Origin of the sequence: Nocardia rhamnosiphila NBRC 108938 (assembly GCF_000720425.1) — a bacterium.
GTDB lineage: Bacteria > Actinomycetota > Actinomycetes > Mycobacteriales > Mycobacteriaceae > Nocardia > Nocardia rhamnosiphila.
Map to the genome: position 1 here is coordinate 99,858 of NZ_JOAJ01000013.1, position 16,470 is coordinate 116,327.

Annotated in this window: 13 protein-coding genes and 1 pseudogene; 7 read left to right on the forward strand and 7 right to left on the reverse strand. The window is 68.4% G+C overall.

Going from position 1 to position 16,470, the window contains the following annotated elements; all coding sequences use genetic code 11:
* Positions 1-213: 213 nt before the first annotated feature.
* Genes IG75_RS0133255 through IG75_RS0133275 form a run of 5 tightly spaced genes read right to left on the reverse strand, consistent with a single transcriptional unit; the run spans position 214 to position 6,531 of the window.
* The gene (locus IG75_RS0133255) at positions 214-1,047 is read right to left on the reverse strand and encodes an HpcH/HpaI aldolase/citrate lyase family protein (RefSeq protein WP_030525316.1); all 834 of its coding nucleotides are present in this window, start codon (positions 1,045-1,047) and stop codon (positions 214-216) included.
* A gap of 37 nt (positions 1,048-1,084) precedes the next feature.
* Positions 1,085-1,615 carry a MaoC family dehydratase gene (locus tag IG75_RS0133260; RefSeq protein WP_373863785.1) on the reverse strand — a complete coding sequence of 177 codons (531 nt, stop codon included), beginning with the start codon at positions 1,613-1,615 and terminating at the stop codon, positions 1,085-1,087.
* The gene (locus tag IG75_RS0133265) at positions 1,612-2,772 is read right to left on the reverse strand and encodes an acyl-CoA dehydrogenase family protein (RefSeq protein ID WP_030525318.1); all 1,161 of its coding nucleotides are present in this window, start codon (positions 2,770-2,772) and stop codon (positions 1,612-1,614) included. Before IG75_RS0133265 ends, IG75_RS0133260 begins: the two co-directional genes overlap by 4 nt.
* Before the next feature lie 49 nt (positions 2,773-2,821).
* Positions 2,822-4,906 (reverse strand): acetyl/propionyl/methylcrotonyl-CoA carboxylase subunit alpha, encoded by a 2,085-nt coding sequence (locus tag IG75_RS0133270; protein ID WP_030525319.1) that lies wholly within the window; start codon positions 4,904-4,906, stop codon positions 2,822-2,824.
* A 5-nt stretch (positions 4,907-4,911) separates the two neighbouring features.
* Entirely contained in the window at positions 4,912-6,531 is a 1,620-nt protein-coding gene (locus IG75_RS0133275; RefSeq protein WP_036515821.1) for a carboxyl transferase domain-containing protein, read from the reverse strand.
* A gap of 94 nt (positions 6,532-6,625) precedes the next feature.
* Here IG75_RS0133275 and IG75_RS0133280 point away from each other — a divergent pair, with 94 nt between their 5' ends.
* The 4 genes from IG75_RS0133280 to IG75_RS0133295 all read left to right on the forward strand — a co-directional run bounded on the left by IG75_RS0133280 (position 6,626) and on the right by IG75_RS0133295 (position 10,062).
* The gene (locus tag IG75_RS0133280) at positions 6,626-7,231 is read left to right on the forward strand and encodes an SACE_7040 family transcriptional regulator (protein WP_030525321.1); all 606 of its coding nucleotides are present in this window, start codon (positions 6,626-6,628) and stop codon (positions 7,229-7,231) included.
* Positions 7,232-7,313: 82 nt separating this feature from the next.
* Entirely contained in the window at positions 7,314-8,321 is a 1,008-nt protein-coding gene (locus IG75_RS0133285) for an Rpn family recombination-promoting nuclease/putative transposase (protein WP_030525322.1), read from the forward strand.
* 120 nt (positions 8,322-8,441) lie between these two features.
* Positions 8,442-9,245 (forward strand): alpha/beta fold hydrolase, encoded by an 804-nt coding sequence (locus IG75_RS0133290; protein ID WP_245713422.1) that lies wholly within the window; start codon positions 8,442-8,444, stop codon positions 9,243-9,245.
* A gap of 28 nt (positions 9,246-9,273) precedes the next feature.
* The gene (locus IG75_RS0133295; protein ID WP_030525324.1) at positions 9,274-10,062 is read left to right on the forward strand and encodes a MerR family transcriptional regulator; all 789 of its coding nucleotides are present in this window, start codon (positions 9,274-9,276) and stop codon (positions 10,060-10,062) included.
* A gap of 41 nt (positions 10,063-10,103) precedes the next feature.
* On the opposite strand, the gene IG75_RS0133300 is transcribed toward IG75_RS0133295, so the two are convergent.
* Positions 10,104-11,483, reverse strand: a complete 1,380-nt coding sequence (locus IG75_RS0133300; RefSeq protein ID WP_051715442.1) for an MFS transporter — start codon at positions 11,481-11,483, stop codon at positions 10,104-10,106.
* A gap of 203 nt (positions 11,484-11,686) precedes the next feature.
* Entirely contained in the window at positions 11,687-12,034 is a 348-nt protein-coding gene (locus IG75_RS0133305) for a DoxX family protein (RefSeq protein ID WP_030525326.1), read from the reverse strand.
* Between the two features lie 182 nt (positions 12,035-12,216).
* On the opposite strand from IG75_RS0133305, the gene IG75_RS0133310 reads away from it, so the two are divergent.
* From IG75_RS0133310 to IG75_RS0133320, 3 genes and pseudogenes are all read left to right on the forward strand, one after another.
* Positions 12,217-12,645 (forward strand): PPOX class F420-dependent oxidoreductase, encoded by a 429-nt coding sequence (locus IG75_RS0133310; RefSeq protein WP_030525327.1) that lies wholly within the window; start codon positions 12,217-12,219, stop codon positions 12,643-12,645.
* Between the two features lie 150 nt (positions 12,646-12,795).
* Positions 12,796-13,554, forward strand: coding sequence for a precorrin-4 C(11)-methyltransferase (gene cobM / locus IG75_RS0133315; protein WP_030525328.1), 759 nt, complete (start codon positions 12,796-12,798; stop codon positions 13,552-13,554).
* Between the two features lie 350 nt (positions 13,555-13,904).
* A pseudogene (locus IG75_RS0133320) lies at positions 13,905-16,470 on the forward strand (amino acid adenylation domain-containing protein); the annotation flags it as partial.

Genomic DNA, 16,470 nt, shown 5'->3' on the forward strand with positions numbered 1-16,470 from the left:
ACCATGGAGGTAGACCATCCGGAGTAGGCAGAAGGTGCATGCTGTCGCGCGCCTCGACCGGCCTGGGGAGGCTCACATCACTGTAAGTGCTCAATGGTCACCGATCCATGGACTGTGGACTGCACGCACTCGGTCGCTGCGCGTCTTCGCTCTGTCGCTCCAGAACCGGGGCGGCCCGGCCGCGGATGCCGACTTCCTGAAGAGGGCCGGGGTTCATTCGACGCTGCGCTGGAGGAGTTGTTCGGCGTGACGGAGTAGGGGGGCGTCCACCATTCTGCCGTCGTAGGCGAAGACTCCGCGGTGGTTCGGGGCCGCGGCCAATACGCCACGGGCCCAGTCCAGTTCCGCGGGCGACGGGGCGTAGGCGGCGCGGATGACCGGGAGCTGGGCGGGATGGATGGCGACCTTGATATCGAAGCCCACTGCCACCGCGTCCTCCGCTTCGGCACGCAGGCCGTCGAGATCGCGGATGTTCAGGTACACCATGTCCAGGGCGAGGCGCCGGTGTGCTTTGGCGGCCAGCAGGCCGGTGCTGCGCAGGTGCCGTGCCACATCGCGGTAGTTGCCGTCGGGGCGGCGGGTGCCGATGCCGCCCATGGCGGCGACCAGGTCCTCCACGCCGCACATCACGCCGCGGGTATTGGGCGCGGCAGCGATCTCCTGGATTGCCAGGGCGCCCGAAGGGGATTCGATCAGGGCGAAGACCTGGTATCCGCCGAGGCCGGTGACCTGGTCGGCGGATTCGGTTTTCGGCAGCATGACCAGCCGGTATCCGGTGCGCCGCAGGGCTTCCAGGTCGAGGTCGTGGTCGGGGGTGCCGGCCGGGTTCACCCGCACCACGGTGGTCGCGGGGTCGAGCGGGGTCTCCACGAGCGCGACGCGGGCGGCGGGTTTGTCGGCGGGGGCGACACCGTCCTCCAGATCGAGGATCACCACATCGGCGGCGTCGGCGGCCTTGCGGTAGCGCTCGGGGCGATCCGCGGGGCAGAACAGCCATGCGGGGCCCGCGGATTGCCAGGCGGCGTCCGCGCTGTACTGATCGGTCACTGCCGGTACCCCCTCGAGGTGTTGTCGCCGCCGGCGCTCACGGGCGCTCTTCCGACGGGCGCAACCGGATCAGCGCGTTGCGGACGGCCACCCCGACCACGGTGCCGTGCTGATTGCGGGCGACGTGGCGGAAGGTGACCACGCCCTGACCCGGCCGGCTCTTGGATTCCCTCTTGTCGAGCACGACGGTCTCGGTGTACACGGTGTCGCCGTGGAACAGCGGCGCCGGGAACTTGACCTCTTCGAAGCCGAGGTTGGCTACCGTGGTGCCCTGGGTCAGATGCGCCACCGCCTGCCCGATCATGGTGCCCAAGGTGAACAGGGAGTTCACCAGCCGCTCGTGGAACGGCTCCTGGGCATCGCTGAAGGCTTTGTCGATGTGCAAGCCCTGGGTGTTCATCGTGAGGGTGCTGAACAGGACGTTGTCGGTTTCGGTCATGGTGCGGCCGGGACGGTGCTCGTAGAGCACTCCGGTCTCCAGCTCCTCGAACCACAGACCGGTCTGCACCACCCGTTTCAGGCCGGAGATGTCGTGGTCGACGTCTTTGGTGATCTTTTCGCCGCTCACAGGCCGAGCTCCCGTCCGATCAGCATGAGTTGTACTTCGGTGGTGCCCTCGCCGATTTCGAGGATTTTGCTGTCCCGGTAGTGCCGGGCCACCGGGTATTCGTTCATGAACCCGTAGCCGCCGAAGATCTGGGTGGCGTCGCGCGCGTTGTCCATGGCCGCTTCACTGGCCACCAGTTTGGCGATGGAGGCCTGCTTCTTGAACGGTTTCCCGGCCAGCATGAGCGCTGCGGCATCGTAGTAGGCGGTGCGGGCGGTATGGGCGCGGGCTTCCATCCGGGCGATCTTGAACGCGATCGCCTGGTTGCTCCCGATCGTCTTCCCGAACGCCTCACGCTCCCCGGCGTAGCGCACGCATTCGTCCACACAGCCCTGGGCCGCCCCGACCGACAGCGCGGCGATGGCGATCCGGCCCTCGTCGAGGATGCGCAGGAAGTTGGCGTAGCCGCGACCGCGTTCGCCGAGCAGGTTCTCCGTGGGGACCCGGACATCGTCGAAGGTGAGTGGGTGGGTGTCCGAGGCGTTCCAGCCGACTTTGTTGTAGGCGGGTTCGGCGGTGAACCCGGGCGTGTCCGCGGGCACCAGGATGGTGGAGATCTCCTTCTTGCCTCCGGTCTGCCCGGTCACCGCCGTCACCGTGACCAGGGCGGTGATATCGGTGCCCGAGTTGGTGATGAACTGTTTGTTGCCGTTGATCACCCAGCTGTCACCGTCTTCGACCGCGGTGGTGCGGGTGCCGCCGGCGTCGCTGCCCGCGCCCGGCTCGGTGAGCCCGAACGCGCCGAGATTCTGCCCGCTCGCCAGCCGCGGCAGCCACTCCTGCTTCTGTTTCTCGTCGCCGAAACGGTAGATCGGCATGGCGCCGAGCGAGACCCCGGCCTCCAGGGTGATGGCCACGCTCTGGTCGATCTTGCCGAGTTCCTCGAGGGCCAGGCAGAGGGCGAAATAGTCACCGCCCATCCCGCCGTACTCTTCCGGGAACGGTAAGCCGAACAGACCCATCTTCGCCATCCCGGCGACGACTTCGTACGGGAAACTGTGCTCGGCATCGTGTTTCGCCGCCACGGGAGCGACCACCTGGTTCGCGAAATCCCGGACGGTCAGTGCCAGGTCGCGGTAGTGCTCGGGCAGCGTGCCGGTGGACAGGAAATCGGTCACCTGTGCCTCTTCTCGTTCTCGGTGTGGATTCGCCGGGACCCGGGCCGGATCAGCTCGCGGCGGGTTCGGCTGCGGTATCGGCCGATTCGCCGGCCTCGGGCGCGGGTTCCGGATGCACCCGCGCGAGCACTTCGTCCAACCGCACCGGCGCGCCCGCCGCGACGAGTATCTCGACGGTGCCGGCCAGCGGCGCGGTCAGCGAATGCTCCATCTTCATGGCCTCGACCACCAGAATCGGGTCACCGGCCGCCACCGGTTTCCCGGTTTCCGCCGTGACAGTGAGCACCGTTCCCGGCATGGGACTGCGGATCTCGGCGTCGTGCGCGGCGGCGTCGCCCGCGCGCTCCGACTCCTCCGCCAGTTCCCGCAGCAGGGCCGGCCCGGCCGCGCCGGCGACCCAGATCGCGTCCGCGGATTCCGCCACCCGATAGTCGCGGCGTATCCCGTCGAGCGTGAGGGTCACCGTGTGGACCACGGTTCCGGTGGGCAGTCCGGCGGCGGCCTCGTCTCGGCCGAGCGCGGCAGCGGCGCGCGCGGGCTCGCCGTCTTCGATGCGTACCTCGGCGGCCTCCGGGGTACCGGTGAGGTCGACGTGCACCACCCGCTCCCCGCCCGCCAGCCGGATCCGGATCGGTGCCTGCGCCCCGAGCCGCCAGCCGTTCGGCCGGTCCCACGGGTCCGCCGGACCTGTCGGCCAGCGGCGTAGCCACCGGTACACGGCCGCGGCCGCGAAGATATCGTCGGTGACCGGCGGCGCGCGGAAGTCACCGGCCCGCCGGTCCAGCAGCGCGGTGTCCAGCCGGCCCGCCGCCACATCCGGGTCGGCCAGCAGGAACCGCAGGAAGTCGATATTCGACCGGACCCCGAGCAGCACCGTCTCGGCGAGTGCCCGGTCCAGAGTGGCCAGCGCCGAGTCCCGGTCGGGACCGTGCGCGACGACCTTGGCTAGCATCGGGTCGTAATCGCTGCCCACCACCGTGCCGACCGCGAGCCCGGAATCCACCCGGACCCCCGGGCCGCCGGGTTCCGCCAGATCCAGCACGGTACCGCCGGTGGGCAGGAAATCGCGGGCCGGATCCTCGGCGTACACCCGGGCCTCGACGGCATGGCCGTGCAGCCGGATATCGTCCTGTTCCAGCCGGATCCGCTGCCCCGCCGCGATCCGGACCTGGCAGTCCACCAGGTCGAAACCGGTGATCATCTCGGTGACCGGATGCTCCACCTGCAGGCGGGTGTTCATCTCCATGAAGAAGAATTCGTCGGGCCGGTCGGCGGAGACGATGAACTCCACCGTGCCCGCGCCCACATAGTCGACGCTGCGCGCGGTGGCGCAGGCGGCGGCCCCGATCCGGGCGCGGGTGGCCGGGTCGAGCAGGGGTGAGGGCGCTTCCTCGATCACCTTCTGGTGCCGGCGTTGCAGGCTGCATTCGCGTTCGCCGAGATGCAGCACGGTGCCGTGGGTGTCGGCCAGGATCTGCACCTCGATATGACGGGGCCGGGTGACGAACCGTTCCAGGAACAGGGTGTCGTCGCCGAAGGCCGCGGCCGCCTCACGCCGGGCGCTGACCAGCGCGGCGGGCAGCGCCGCGGGCTCGTCGACGCGGCGCATCCCTTTGCCGCCACCCCCCGCGGACGGTTTGACCAGCACCGGGAAACCGATATCGGCGGCCGCCGCGACCAGCTGCTCGTCGGTCAGGCCGGGTTCGGCGATCCCGGGCACCACCGGGACACCGGACGCGGCGACCGTGGTCTTCGCGGTGATCTTGTCACCCATGATCTCGATCGCCGCGGCGGGCGGGCCCAGGAAGACGATTCCGGCGGCGTGCAGCGCGGCGGCGAAAGCGGCATTCTCGGAGAGGAATCCGTAGCCGGGATGGACCGCGCCTGCCCCGGTGCGGTGGGCGGCGTCGACAATGCGGTCGATGTTCAGATAGCTGTCCCGGGCGGCGGCCGGACCCAGCCGCACCGCGATATCCGCGGCCCGGACATGCGCGGCCCGGGTGTCGGCGTCGCTGTACACCGCGACCGAGCGCAGGCCCATGGCCCGCAGCGTCCGGATGACCCGCACCGCGATCTCACCGCGGTTGGCCACCAGCACCGTGTCGAAGGGCAGGGGGTGATTGGAGTTCAGCATGGTGATCACATCCGGAAGACGCCGTAGGAGACCGGTTCCAGCGGCGCCTGCGCGCACACCGAGAGCGCCAGCCCGAGCACGGTGCGCGTGTCGGCGGGGTCGATGACGCCGTCGTCCCAGAGCCGGGCCGTCGAATAATAGGGATTGCCCTGCTCTTCGTACTGTTGGCGGATCGGTTCCTTGAACGCCTCCTGGTCGGTTTCGCTCCACGGCTGCCCGTTCCCGTCGAGCTGGTCACCGCGCACCGTGGCCAGTACCGACGCCGCCTGTTCGCCGCCCATCACCGAGATCCGGGCGTTCGGCCACATCCACAGGAAACGCGGCGAATAGGCGCGCCCGCACATCGAGTAGTTCCCGGCGCCGTACGAGCCGCCGATCACGACGGTCAGTTTGGGGACCCGCGCGCACGCCACGGCGGTCACCATCTTCGCGCCGTGTTTGGCGATACCGCCGGCCTCGTAGTCACGGCCGACCATGAAACCGGTGATGTTCTGCAGGAACAGCAGCGGGATCGCGCGTTTGTCGCATAGTTCGATGAAATGCGCGCCCTTCATGGCGGATTCGCTGAACAGCACGCCGTTGTTGGCCACGATGCCCACCGGATGCCCGTGGATACGGGCGAAACCGGTGACCAGTGTGGTGCCGTACTCCGCCTTGAACTCACCGAACCCGGCGGCGCCGGACTCGTCCGCGTCGACGATGCGGGCGATCACCTCGCGCACATCGTAGGGAGTGCGCAGATCCGCGGGCACGATGTCGTAGAGCTCGTCGGCGGGGGCGGCGGGTTCGCGGGCGGGCCGCACCTCCCAGACCGATTCCGGGCGCGGGCCCAGGGTCGCCACGATCCGGCGGACCGTGCGCAGGGCGTCGCGGTCGTCGTCGGCCAGATGGTCGGTGACCCCGGAAGTCCGGGAATGCAGGGCGCCGCCACCGAGCTCCTCCGCGGTCACCACTTCACCGGTGGCCGCCTTCACCAGCGGCGGGCCGCCCAGGAAGATCGTGCCCTGATCGCGCACGATCACCGCTTCGTCGCTCATGGCCGGGACGTAGGCTCCGCCCGCGGTGCACGACCCCAGGACCGCGGCGATCTGGGCGATACCGCGGGCGCTCATGGTGGCCTGGTTGTAGAAGATGCGGCCGAAATGTTCGCGGTCGGGGAACACCTCGTCCTGTTCGGGCAGGTAGGCGCCTCCGGAGTCCACCAGGTACACACACGGCAGGTTGTTGTGCAGCGCCACTTCCTGGGCGCGTAGATGCTTCTTCACGGTGACCGGGTAGTAGGTGCCGCCCTTGACCGTGGCGTCGTTGGCCACGATCACGCATTCCCGGCCGGAGACCCGCCCGATCCCGGTGATGATGCCGGCACCGGGGGAGGCGCCGCCGTACATACCGTCGGCGGCCAGCGGGGACAGCTCCAGGAACGGGCTACCGGGGTCCAGTAGCTGGTCCACCCGGTCGCGGGGTAGGAGTTTGCCGCGGGCGATATGGCGCTGCCGGGCCTTCTCCGGACCGCCGAGGGCGGTCTCGGCGAGACGTCGGCGCAACTGGTCGGCCAGGGCGAGGTTCGCGGTCCGGTTGGCGGAGTCGGACCGGGTGGCGGGCACTGGGCTCGCGGTGCGGGTCATCGCGTCGTCCTGACGTCTGAGTTAATCTCTGATAACTGGAATTGAGGTTAATCTTGACTAACCGAGTTGTCCAGGTCTGCTGAAAGGAGTGCCGGTGACCAGTGCCGATTCTGCCACCCCGACCCGGCGCGAACTGCTGAAACAGCAGCGGCGCGGCCAGTTGCTCATGGCCGGGGCACGGCTCATCGCCGAACGCGGATACCTCGGTATGCGCCTGGACGACCTCGGCGCCGCGGTCGGGATCAGTGGACCCGCGGTGTACCGGCACTTTCCCAACAAGGAGGCGCTGCTGGTCGAATTGCTGGTGGGCATCAGCCGCCGGCTGCTGGACGGCGGCAGCGCCGTCGCCGCCGACGCGGACGGACCCCGGCAGGCGCTGGCCGGGCTGGTGGAATTCCACCTCGACTTCGCGCTCGGCGAACCCGAACTCATCAGCATCCAGGATCGCGACCTCGACAATGTCCCGCTACCCGCCCGCCGCGAGATCCGGCGCACCCAGCGCCGCTATGTGGAGGTGTGGGTCGGGGTGCTGTGCGAGATGACGCCCGGCCTCACCGAGGAGACCGCCCGGGTACAGGCCCACGCGGTGTTCGGCCTGCTCAACTCCACCCCGCACAGCGCCGGCCCGGCCCGGGACCGCAGTCGCGCTGTGCTGCGCTCGATGGCCCTCGCCGCGCTCACCGATCCCTTGTCGGACTGAGCAATTGCGTTGCGGGACGGGCTCGTGTGCCGAGCATTTGTCCGATTGGTTGCCTGCCGACCGCTGGCCATAGAGTCGCGGCATGACCGAGCAGCGGTCCAACCCGCACGACGCGTATTTCCGCAAAGTGATGTCCCGCCCCGCCAACGCAGCTTCCGAACTACGCGCCGCGCTACCGGAGTCGATCAGCACCCGCCTGGACTGGGCCGCTCTACAGTTGCAGCCGGGCAGCTTCGTGCACTCCGACCTCCGCAACCGGTTCAGCGACCTGCTGTTCCGCACCCGCCTCGACGGGCATCCCGCCTACGTGTACCTGCTGATGGAACACCAATCCAGCAGTGACCGGTTCATGGCCTTCCGCATGCTCGAATACATGGTCGCCATCTGGCGCCAGTACCTGATCGACAACGAAAAAGCCAAGACTCTGCCCGCGATCATTCCGTTGGTCGTGCACAACACCGCCGATGGCACCCGATGGTCGCCGGCGCACCCCACCGAACTCGCCGACCTGCTCGATCTCGACTCCGCCGCCCGCGCGGCCCTCGGTCCCCACTTGCCACGGCTGAAATTCCTGCTGGACGATATCGCCGTCCTGGACCTCGCTGCCCTACGTGAACGTGACCTCACCCCCGAGGCCAGGGTTCTCCTGATCCTGCAGCGGATCGCACCGAGAAACGGGCGGCTGGGACACGATATGCTGGACTGGCTCGAAGACCTCCGCGCCCTCGACACCGGCCCGGATCCACTCGGCGATTACCTGACCGTTCTGACCTACATCATGACCGTCGGGGAGACCGGCGAGGCCGATCTTGCGGCGGTCTTCGAACAGCTCGGTCCGCGAGCGAAGGAGGCGATCGTGACCACAGCAGAAATCATCGAAGCGCGCGGCGAGGCACGCGGTGAGGCACGCGGTGAGGCACGCGGTCGTATGGAGGGGCGCGTGGAGGCGCTGCTCGAACTGCTGACTGCCAAGTTCGGGCCACTGCCCGATGCGGTGGCCGACCGTATCCGCTCGGCCGACCCGACCCAGGTCCGTCTCTGGACGGCTCGGGTGCTGACCGCCACCACCCTCGATGAACTGTTCGCCTGACCCCGAGCGTCGCCCGCAAATGCTATCCGGCCGGATCCCGCTGGATACGGGTAGCGTCGCACCGCATCGGGGTGTCGGCAGTTGACCTTGACGCAGGGTCAACCTCTGAGCATGGTCGGCATGACTGCGAAAATCGATCACTTCACGGTCCGCCGCGGTGATGTCACGATTGCGATGTCCCGTGGCGGACGAGGACGACCGCTGGTCCTGTGCCCCGGACTCCTCACGACACAGGCCGATCTGCACGAGCTGACCGAGCTGCTGCGGCGCGAGCACGACGTGGTGACCTTCGATCTGCGGGGCCATGGTCTCTCCTCGGCCGCCGACCGGTACTCGTTCGAGGCGTTCCTGGGCGATTTCTGCGCCGTCATGGCGGAGGCGAGTCGCCTCGGACTACCCGCGCAGCCCGTCCTCGTGGGCCACTCGCTGGGCGCGGACCTGGTCGTGCACTATGCCTGTGAGCATCCCGGCGCCGCTGCCGAGCTGGTTCTCGTCGATGGCGCGAATCCGGTGCCCGAACCGTTCGTCACCGAGGCCGACCTGCCGGAATTCCGTGCGATGTTCGACAGTCTCGCGACCTGGGCCCAGAGCCTGGAAGGCACACCGCGTCAGGTGGTGCTCACCGCCCAGGAGACGCTCGACCTGAATCTCGAGGTGGATGTCGTCCGGTCTGCGATCCTCGACCGGTATCGGAAGATCGACGCTCCGATCAGCATGATCATGTCGACTTCGATGGCCGGCGACAGCGGCGAAGGGCGCGCGCCGTGGCGCAATCAGAACTGGCGGGCCGGTATCGAGCGGCTGGTCGAGGACCGGCCGCACATTTCCGTATCGTGGCTCGACGCAGGTCATGGGCTGATCGTCAGCCGTGCCCAGGAGATCGCCCGGCTCGTTCGGGGCATCACCGGCCGGCCGGATGCGTAACCGGCCCGGGGTCCAGCAGACTGGTTCGATGCTTACCATCGGCGAGGTGGCCTCGTACGCCGGGGTGACGGTCCGGGCGGTGCGGCACTACCACGCGAAAGGACTGCTGCCAGAGGCGCAGCGGGACCACTCCGGTTATCGGAGATACGACGCCGCCGCTGTGGTCGAGTTGATCCGGATCCGTACCCTCGCCGAGGCCGGGGTTCCGCTGGCGCGCGTGCGGGAGCTTTTACAGGCCGGCGCGGCGGAGTTCGCGGCGGCGGTCGCAGATATCGACGAGCGGTTGCAGGCAGAGATCCGGCAGCGGCAGCGGCTGCGCGGCCGGATCGCCTGCCTCGCTGCCGGGGACAATCTGGTGCTGCCCGCGCAGTTGGTCGAGTTTCTCGACCGGCTGCGGGCGCTCGGAGTCGACGAGCGGATCGTCCAGGTCGAACGTGACGGCTGGATCCCGCTGGTCGCGCACTCGCCGGAACGGGCCTCGGAGTGGATCACCCGGAAGTGGGAACAGCTGGTCGACCCCCAGCTCATCGATTTCTATCTCACGCTGGGCGAGGCGCTGGATCGGCCCGATGATCGAAGCCTTGCCGAATTGGCCGACAAGATGGTCGCCTACATCACGCAGATAGTCGATACGCGGGGCGAACACTATCTCAACACCTCCGATATCGAGCCACCTCTGGTCGAACTCCTGGACACACTGGCGTTCGAGACCTGGCCGCCGGCCCGTCGCCTGGCCGAACTACTGGCCGAGCGAGGCTGGAGCGGCTGGACCGAGCTCCGGCAGATGGACCCGCCACGGGACGTTGGAAGGTCCTGATCCGCGCCGGTAGACCGATAGCGGCTGCTTGCGGCCGTGTTTCAGCGCCGGACGCTCGCCGCTGCGTCGCGGGCGGCATCGGCCCGATCGATATCGGCCAGATCGAAACCCTTGGTCTCCCGGGCGACCAGCACCGCGACGGCGGTCACCGCGGCCGCGCCCGCGAGATACAGCGCGATCGGTACCGCCGAATCGAAGACCTCGAGCAGTTTCACGGCGATCACCGGGGCCAGCGAACCGGCGACGATCGAGGTCACCTGGTAGCCCAGCGACACCCCGGAGTACCGCATTCTGGTCGGGAACATCTCCGCCATGACGGCGGGCTGCGGGGCGTACATCCCGGCGTGCGCGATCAGGCCGAGCATGATCGCGGCCGTGATGATCCAGCCGTTGCCCGTGTCCATCATCGGGAAGGCGAAGAAACCCCAGGCGCCGGCCGCGACGGTACCGGCCAGGTAGACCGGTCGGCGGCCGATCCGGTCGGCCAGGGTACCGGCCAGCGGAATCGCCGCGAAGTGCACCGCGTGCGCGGCGAGCAGCCACCACAGGATGTCGTCCGTGGCCATACCCTCGCGCACCTTCAGATATGTGATGGTGAAGGTGACGACCAGGTAGTACATGATGTTCTCGCCGAAGCGCAGGCCCATCGCGGTGAACACGCCCCGCGGATACCGTTTCAATACTTCTACGGCGCTGAACGACGAGGACCGCACCTGTTCGGCTTCGCGTTGCGCGGCGGTGAAGATCGGCGCGTCGCTCACCTTGGTGCGCACGTAGTAGCCGATCAGCACGACCACCGCCGACAACCAGAACGCGATCCGCCAGCCCCACGAGAGGAAGGCGTCGTCGGACAGGGTCGCGGTGAGGGCCAGCAGCACCAGGGTGGCCAGCAGGTTCCCGCCCGGCACGCCCGCCTGCGGCCAGCTCGCCCAGAAACCGCGACTCCGGTTCGGGCTGTGCTCGGCCACCAGCAGCACCGCGCCGCCCCATTCCCCGCCGACCGCGAAACCCTGTAGGAACCGCAGCGCCACCAGCAGCGCCGGCGCCGCGTAACCGATCTGGCCGTAGGTCGGCAGACAGCCCATCAGGAAGGTCGCCGCACCCACCAGGATCAGGCTGAACTGCAGGAGGCGTTTGCGCCCGTAGCGGTCGCCGAAATGGCCGAACACGATCCCGCCGAGCGGGCGGGCCGCGAAACCCACGGCATAGGTGAGGAAGGCTTTGAGGATCGCGTCGAGTTCGCTGTCGGACTCGGGGAAGAAGATCTTGCTGAACACCAGCGTCGCGGCCGTGCCGTAGAGAAAGAATTCGTACCACTCGACCACGGTCCCCGCCATCGAGGCGGCGACCACCCGGCGCAACCCGGACCGATCCGGTGGCGCGGCCCCGTCGGCTTTCTCGGACCTGTCCACCACACTCATCGCCGACTCCTCACACGCTCCGGCCCCGGCGGCGGGGCCACACGGAGTATTACCCGGCTGCGGTCACGGTATCGGCGGTTTCGCGAGGTTGATCGAGGGGCGCCCGACCCGGCGGTGGCGCCGTCCGAGACCGGCTGCGGCCGACCCGTGGTCACGCACCCGCCGCCACGGTCACGCGGCGGGTGCGGTCGCGGTGGGCCGTCTCACCGGGCCAGTTGCAGGACGAGCGTGGCGACTACCGGAGCGAGATAGAGCAGCGGGAACACTGCGGTGTTGTACGAGCGTGCCCGCAGTGCGGTCGCGGTCGCGCCGAGGAAGTAGACGATCAGGCCGACGGCCGCGGCCACACCGAGCACGGGTACGGCGAAACCGGCGAGCAATCCCAGCGCCCCGGCGCTCTTGGCCAGTGCCAGCCAGTTCCACCACGACCGCGGCACACCGTACTGTTCGAGCGATTCGACCACGAACTGCTTCTTCGCGAACAGCGAGTAACCCGAGAACCCGACCCACAGGGCAGTCAGTACCGCGACGATGTAATAGGCGACGTTCATGACGAACCTTTTCTCTCCGGCCGGTGCGATCCCGGCGAATACTGCATCGACGACGCGGGCGGCCCGGGTGTGACATCGGGAGGGGCGGAGCGGAGGAGCAGGGACGATCCGGCCGCACGACGGTCCCGACCCGCGGGGCCGTAGGCGATGGAAATGGACCCGTCCGCCCTAGGCTTATCCGTATGGCCTCACTTTCCGACCCCAAGGTGCGTGAATTCCTCAGTTACGGAACCCGAACCGCCAAAGTGGCGTTCACCGCGAGCGACGGGCGTCCGCTGGTGACGCCGGTGTGGTTCCTGCTCGACGGCGACGAGATCGTCTTCAACACCGGCAAGGAGACCGCCAAGGGGAAAGCGTTGCAGCGCGACCCCCGGATCGCGATGGTGGTGGACCTCGAGGAGCCGCCCTATGCGGCCGTGCAGATCCAGGGCACGGTCACCCTGTCCGAGGATCCGGCCGAGTTGTTGCGGTCGGCGACCGCGCTCGGCGGGCGCTATATGGGTACGGCCCGCGCCGACGAGTTCGGCCGGCGTAACGGTGTGCCGGGTGAACTCCTGGTCCGGGTACAGCCGACCAAGATCATCGCTTTCTTCGACGCCGTGGGGAGCTGATCGCGGCGGTCGGACCGGCCGTGGCTCGCCCGCGTCCCGTCGGCGCCGCACCCGGGGACGCGGTGCCCGGCACCGGCCGGCGGCTGCCGCGCGGGCCCGGGCCGGGTACGGGCGGCCGGTCCGGCATCGGCCGGTGCCTACACTCCACGCATGACTGTGCACTTCATCGGAGCCGGGCCCGGCGCCGCGGATCTGCTGACGGTGCGCGCGGTGGAATTGTTGCGGCGGTGTCCGGTCTGCCTGTACCCGGGCACATATCTGGATCCCGAGGTGCTCGCTCACTGCGCCCCGGCCACCGAACTCATCGATACCCAGCGGCTCGACCTGGACGAGATCACGGCGCATATGGTGCGCGCCACAGCGGCGGGTCACGAGGTGGCCCGGTTGTGTTCGGGTGATCCGTCTCTCTACTCCGCCCTGACCGAACAGACGCACCGGCTCGATGCCGCCGGCGTGCCGTGGGATATCACCCCCGGCGTCCCCGCCTACGCCGCCGCGGCGGCGCTGCTGGGTACGGAGTTGACCGTTCCCGAGGTCGCGCAGTCGGTGGTGCTCACCCGGACGCGGGCACGGTCGACGGCGATGCCGGAGACCGAAGCGCTGGCGGGGTTCGCGCGCACCCGGGCCACGCTGGTGCTGCACCTGGCGATCACCCGTATCCGGCAGCTCGCGCTGGAACTCGTCGCGGACTACGGCCCGGACTGCCCGGCCGCGGTGGTCTATCGCGCGAGTCAACCGGACCAGATCGTGTTACGCGGCACATTGGCCGATATCGCGGATCGGGCCGAGGCGGCGGGGCTGTCCAGGGCGGCGGTGATCCTGGTCGGACGGGCGCTGGCGACCGGCATCGACTGTGCGCAATCGCACCTCTACGACCCGGCGCGTGACCGCAGTCACCTGGGCGGATGAGGAAGGGGCGGCCCGACCGCCCGGGGGACCCCGGAAACCGCCCGCTGACCGGTGGCACCGTCGTCGAACCCGGTTGGTGACACGGCTGTGCTTCGGTAGATTGGGTCGGTGATCAGGAGTCGACGCCCGGGTGCGATGGCACGGTGGCATGGGGCACCGGGTGTGCCGGGTGGTACGGGGCGCCCGATGTAACGGCTCCGGCTTCACAAACGGATAACTCCGATGGACATTTTTGCCTGAGCAAACGAGAAGTGGGCCTGGAACCGCGGTTGCCGCGCTGTCGGCGGTGCGTGTCGCAATCCGGGTGTTGACGGGAAGCGCACGCGTGCGTTCCGGAAGCGAGGTTAGGGTTGGACCGGCTGGACAACGGCGGGAACGGTACGGACAGTGGCGCAGCAGCCACGGACGGGAGCCTGTTCCCCCTGTCGCCCGCACAGCTGGGCATCTGGTATGCGCAGCACTTGGACCCACAGGTTCCGATCAATATCGCGCATTACGTCGAGCTGCACGGTGAGCTCCATGTCGACACCCTGACCCGGGCGGTCCTGGATGCCTTCCTCGAGATGGGGTCCACCTTCCTGCGCATCGTCGAACGGGACGGCGAGCCGCTGCAGTGGGTGGACTACTCGATCGCCGATCACGAGGGCGTCACCTATATCGACCTGCGCGATGCCGACGATCCGGTCGCGGCCGCCCAGGAGTGGATGCACAGCGAGTACAGCCGTCCCCTGAAGCTGACCGAGGACCGGCTGTCGGTCTCCTACGCCCTGCAGTTGGGCGACGAGCACTGGTACTGGTATTCGCGCGTCCACCACATCGCGATCGACGGTTTCGGCGCGATGACCGCCGTGAACCGGATCGCCGAGCTCTACACGGCCTACCGCAACGGGACCGAGCCGGCCGCGTCCAAAGCGGTGTCGCTGGGCACGCTGTACGAGCAGGAAATCACCTATCGCGGCAGCACTCGGTTCGAATCGGACAAAGAGTACTGGGCCGAACGCGTCCCGGACCCCGAGGCGGGCACCGGCCTCACCGGCCGGACCGCTGCGCCGGCCGCCCGCAAGGGAGTGCGCCGCGCGGCGCTGACCGAGGACCGGCAGGCCGTGCTCGACGCGGCCCTGTCCCGCCGCGATTCCACCTCGGCCCAGGAACTGCTCGCCGCCTTCGCCGCCTATCTCGCGCAGTGCACGGGCACCCGGGAAGTGAGCTTGAGCCTGCCCGTCACCGCGCGGGTCACGGCGGCCATGCGCCGCTCGGCCGGCGTGTTGTCGAATATCGTTCCACTGCGGTTGCGGGTCGGATACGACACCACGGTCGCGGAGCTGCTGCGGCAGGTTCAGGTGGAAGTGGCCGGGGCCCTGCGGCACCAGCGCTACCGGAGCGAGGATATCCGCCGCGACGCGGACGCGATCACCACGTCCTTCGGCCCGCTGGTCAACATCATGCTGTTCGACGACGAGATCGTCCTCGGTGACATGGTCGGCACCCTGCAGGTGCTGACCACCGGTAGCATCGGCGACCTCAGCGTCAACCTCTATCAGTCGATGCGTGGCGCCCGGTTGCATCTCGACTTCGAGTACAACCCCAACCTGTACACGACCGCCGAGGCCGACGGGCACCACACGCGTTTCCTGGAGTTCTTCGACCGCTTTCTCGCGGCCGGAACCGATACGCCGGTGTGGGAACTGGACCTCACCACCGCGGCCGAACGCTCCCGAATGCTGGAGGAGTGGAACGATTCGGCGCGGGCGGTACCGAGCGTCACCTTGCCGGACCTGCTCGCCGAGCAGGCTGCGCGTACGCCCGACGCGATCGCCGTTGCCGCCGAGGGCCGGGCGCTCACCTATGCCGAGTTCACCGGCCGGGTCAATCGGCTGGCGCGCCATCTGATCGAGGCCGGGGTGGGTCCGGAAATACCGGTGGCGATCGCGATGCGCCGGTCGGTAGAGTTGGTGGTGGCCATCCATGCGGTCGTCGCCGCGGGTGGTGCCTATGTACCGCTGGATCTCGACCATCCGGCCGAGCGCATCGACTATGTGCTCGATACCGCCGCGCCGCTGTGTGTACTGACCAGCAGTGCGGACCCGTTCGACACGCAGCGTCCGGTGGTGGTGGTCGACGAGGTCGATCTGGCCGGCTATGCGGATACGGCGCTGTCGGACGCGGATCGGCGCGAGCCGCTGCGCGGAACGAACCTGGCGTATGTGATCTTCACATCGGGTTCGACGGGTCGTCCCAAGGGTGTGGCCGTCTCGCATTCGGCGATCGTGAATCAGGTCGCGTGGATGCTGGCGCAGTACCCGCTGGGCGCAGACGATGTGTATCTGCAGAAGACCGCGACGACGTTCGACGTGTCTTTGTGGGGGTATTTCCTGCCGTTGGCGGCGGGTGCGCGTCTGTTCGTGGCGTCCCCGGATGGTCACCGGGATACCGAATATTTGGCGCGCACGATCGCTGAGCAGCAGGTCACGGTCACCGATTTCGTGCCGTCGATGCTGGGTGTGTTCGCCGCGCATACTCGGGCGGAAGCCATCCGCAGCCTGGAGCATGTGTTCGTGATCGGTGAGGCGTTGCCGCCGGAGACGGTGTCGGCGATGCATGCGATTTCGGGTGCGGCTGTGCACAACTTGTATGGTCCGACCTCGGTGTGCCGGAGTGGAACAGCCGTGTGTATGTGTTGGATTCGCGGTTGCGGCCGGTTCCCGAGGGTGTCACGGGTGAGTTGTATCTCGCGGGTGATCAGTTGGCGCGGGGTTATGTGACCCGTCCGGATCTGAGTTCGGACCGTTTCGTCGCGAGTCCGTTCGATGCCGGTCGGCGGATGTATCGGACCGGTGACCTGGTGCGGTGGAGCCGGGCCGAGGTCGAGGGCCGGATCGAACCGGTGCTGGAGTATTTGGGTCGTACCGATTTCCA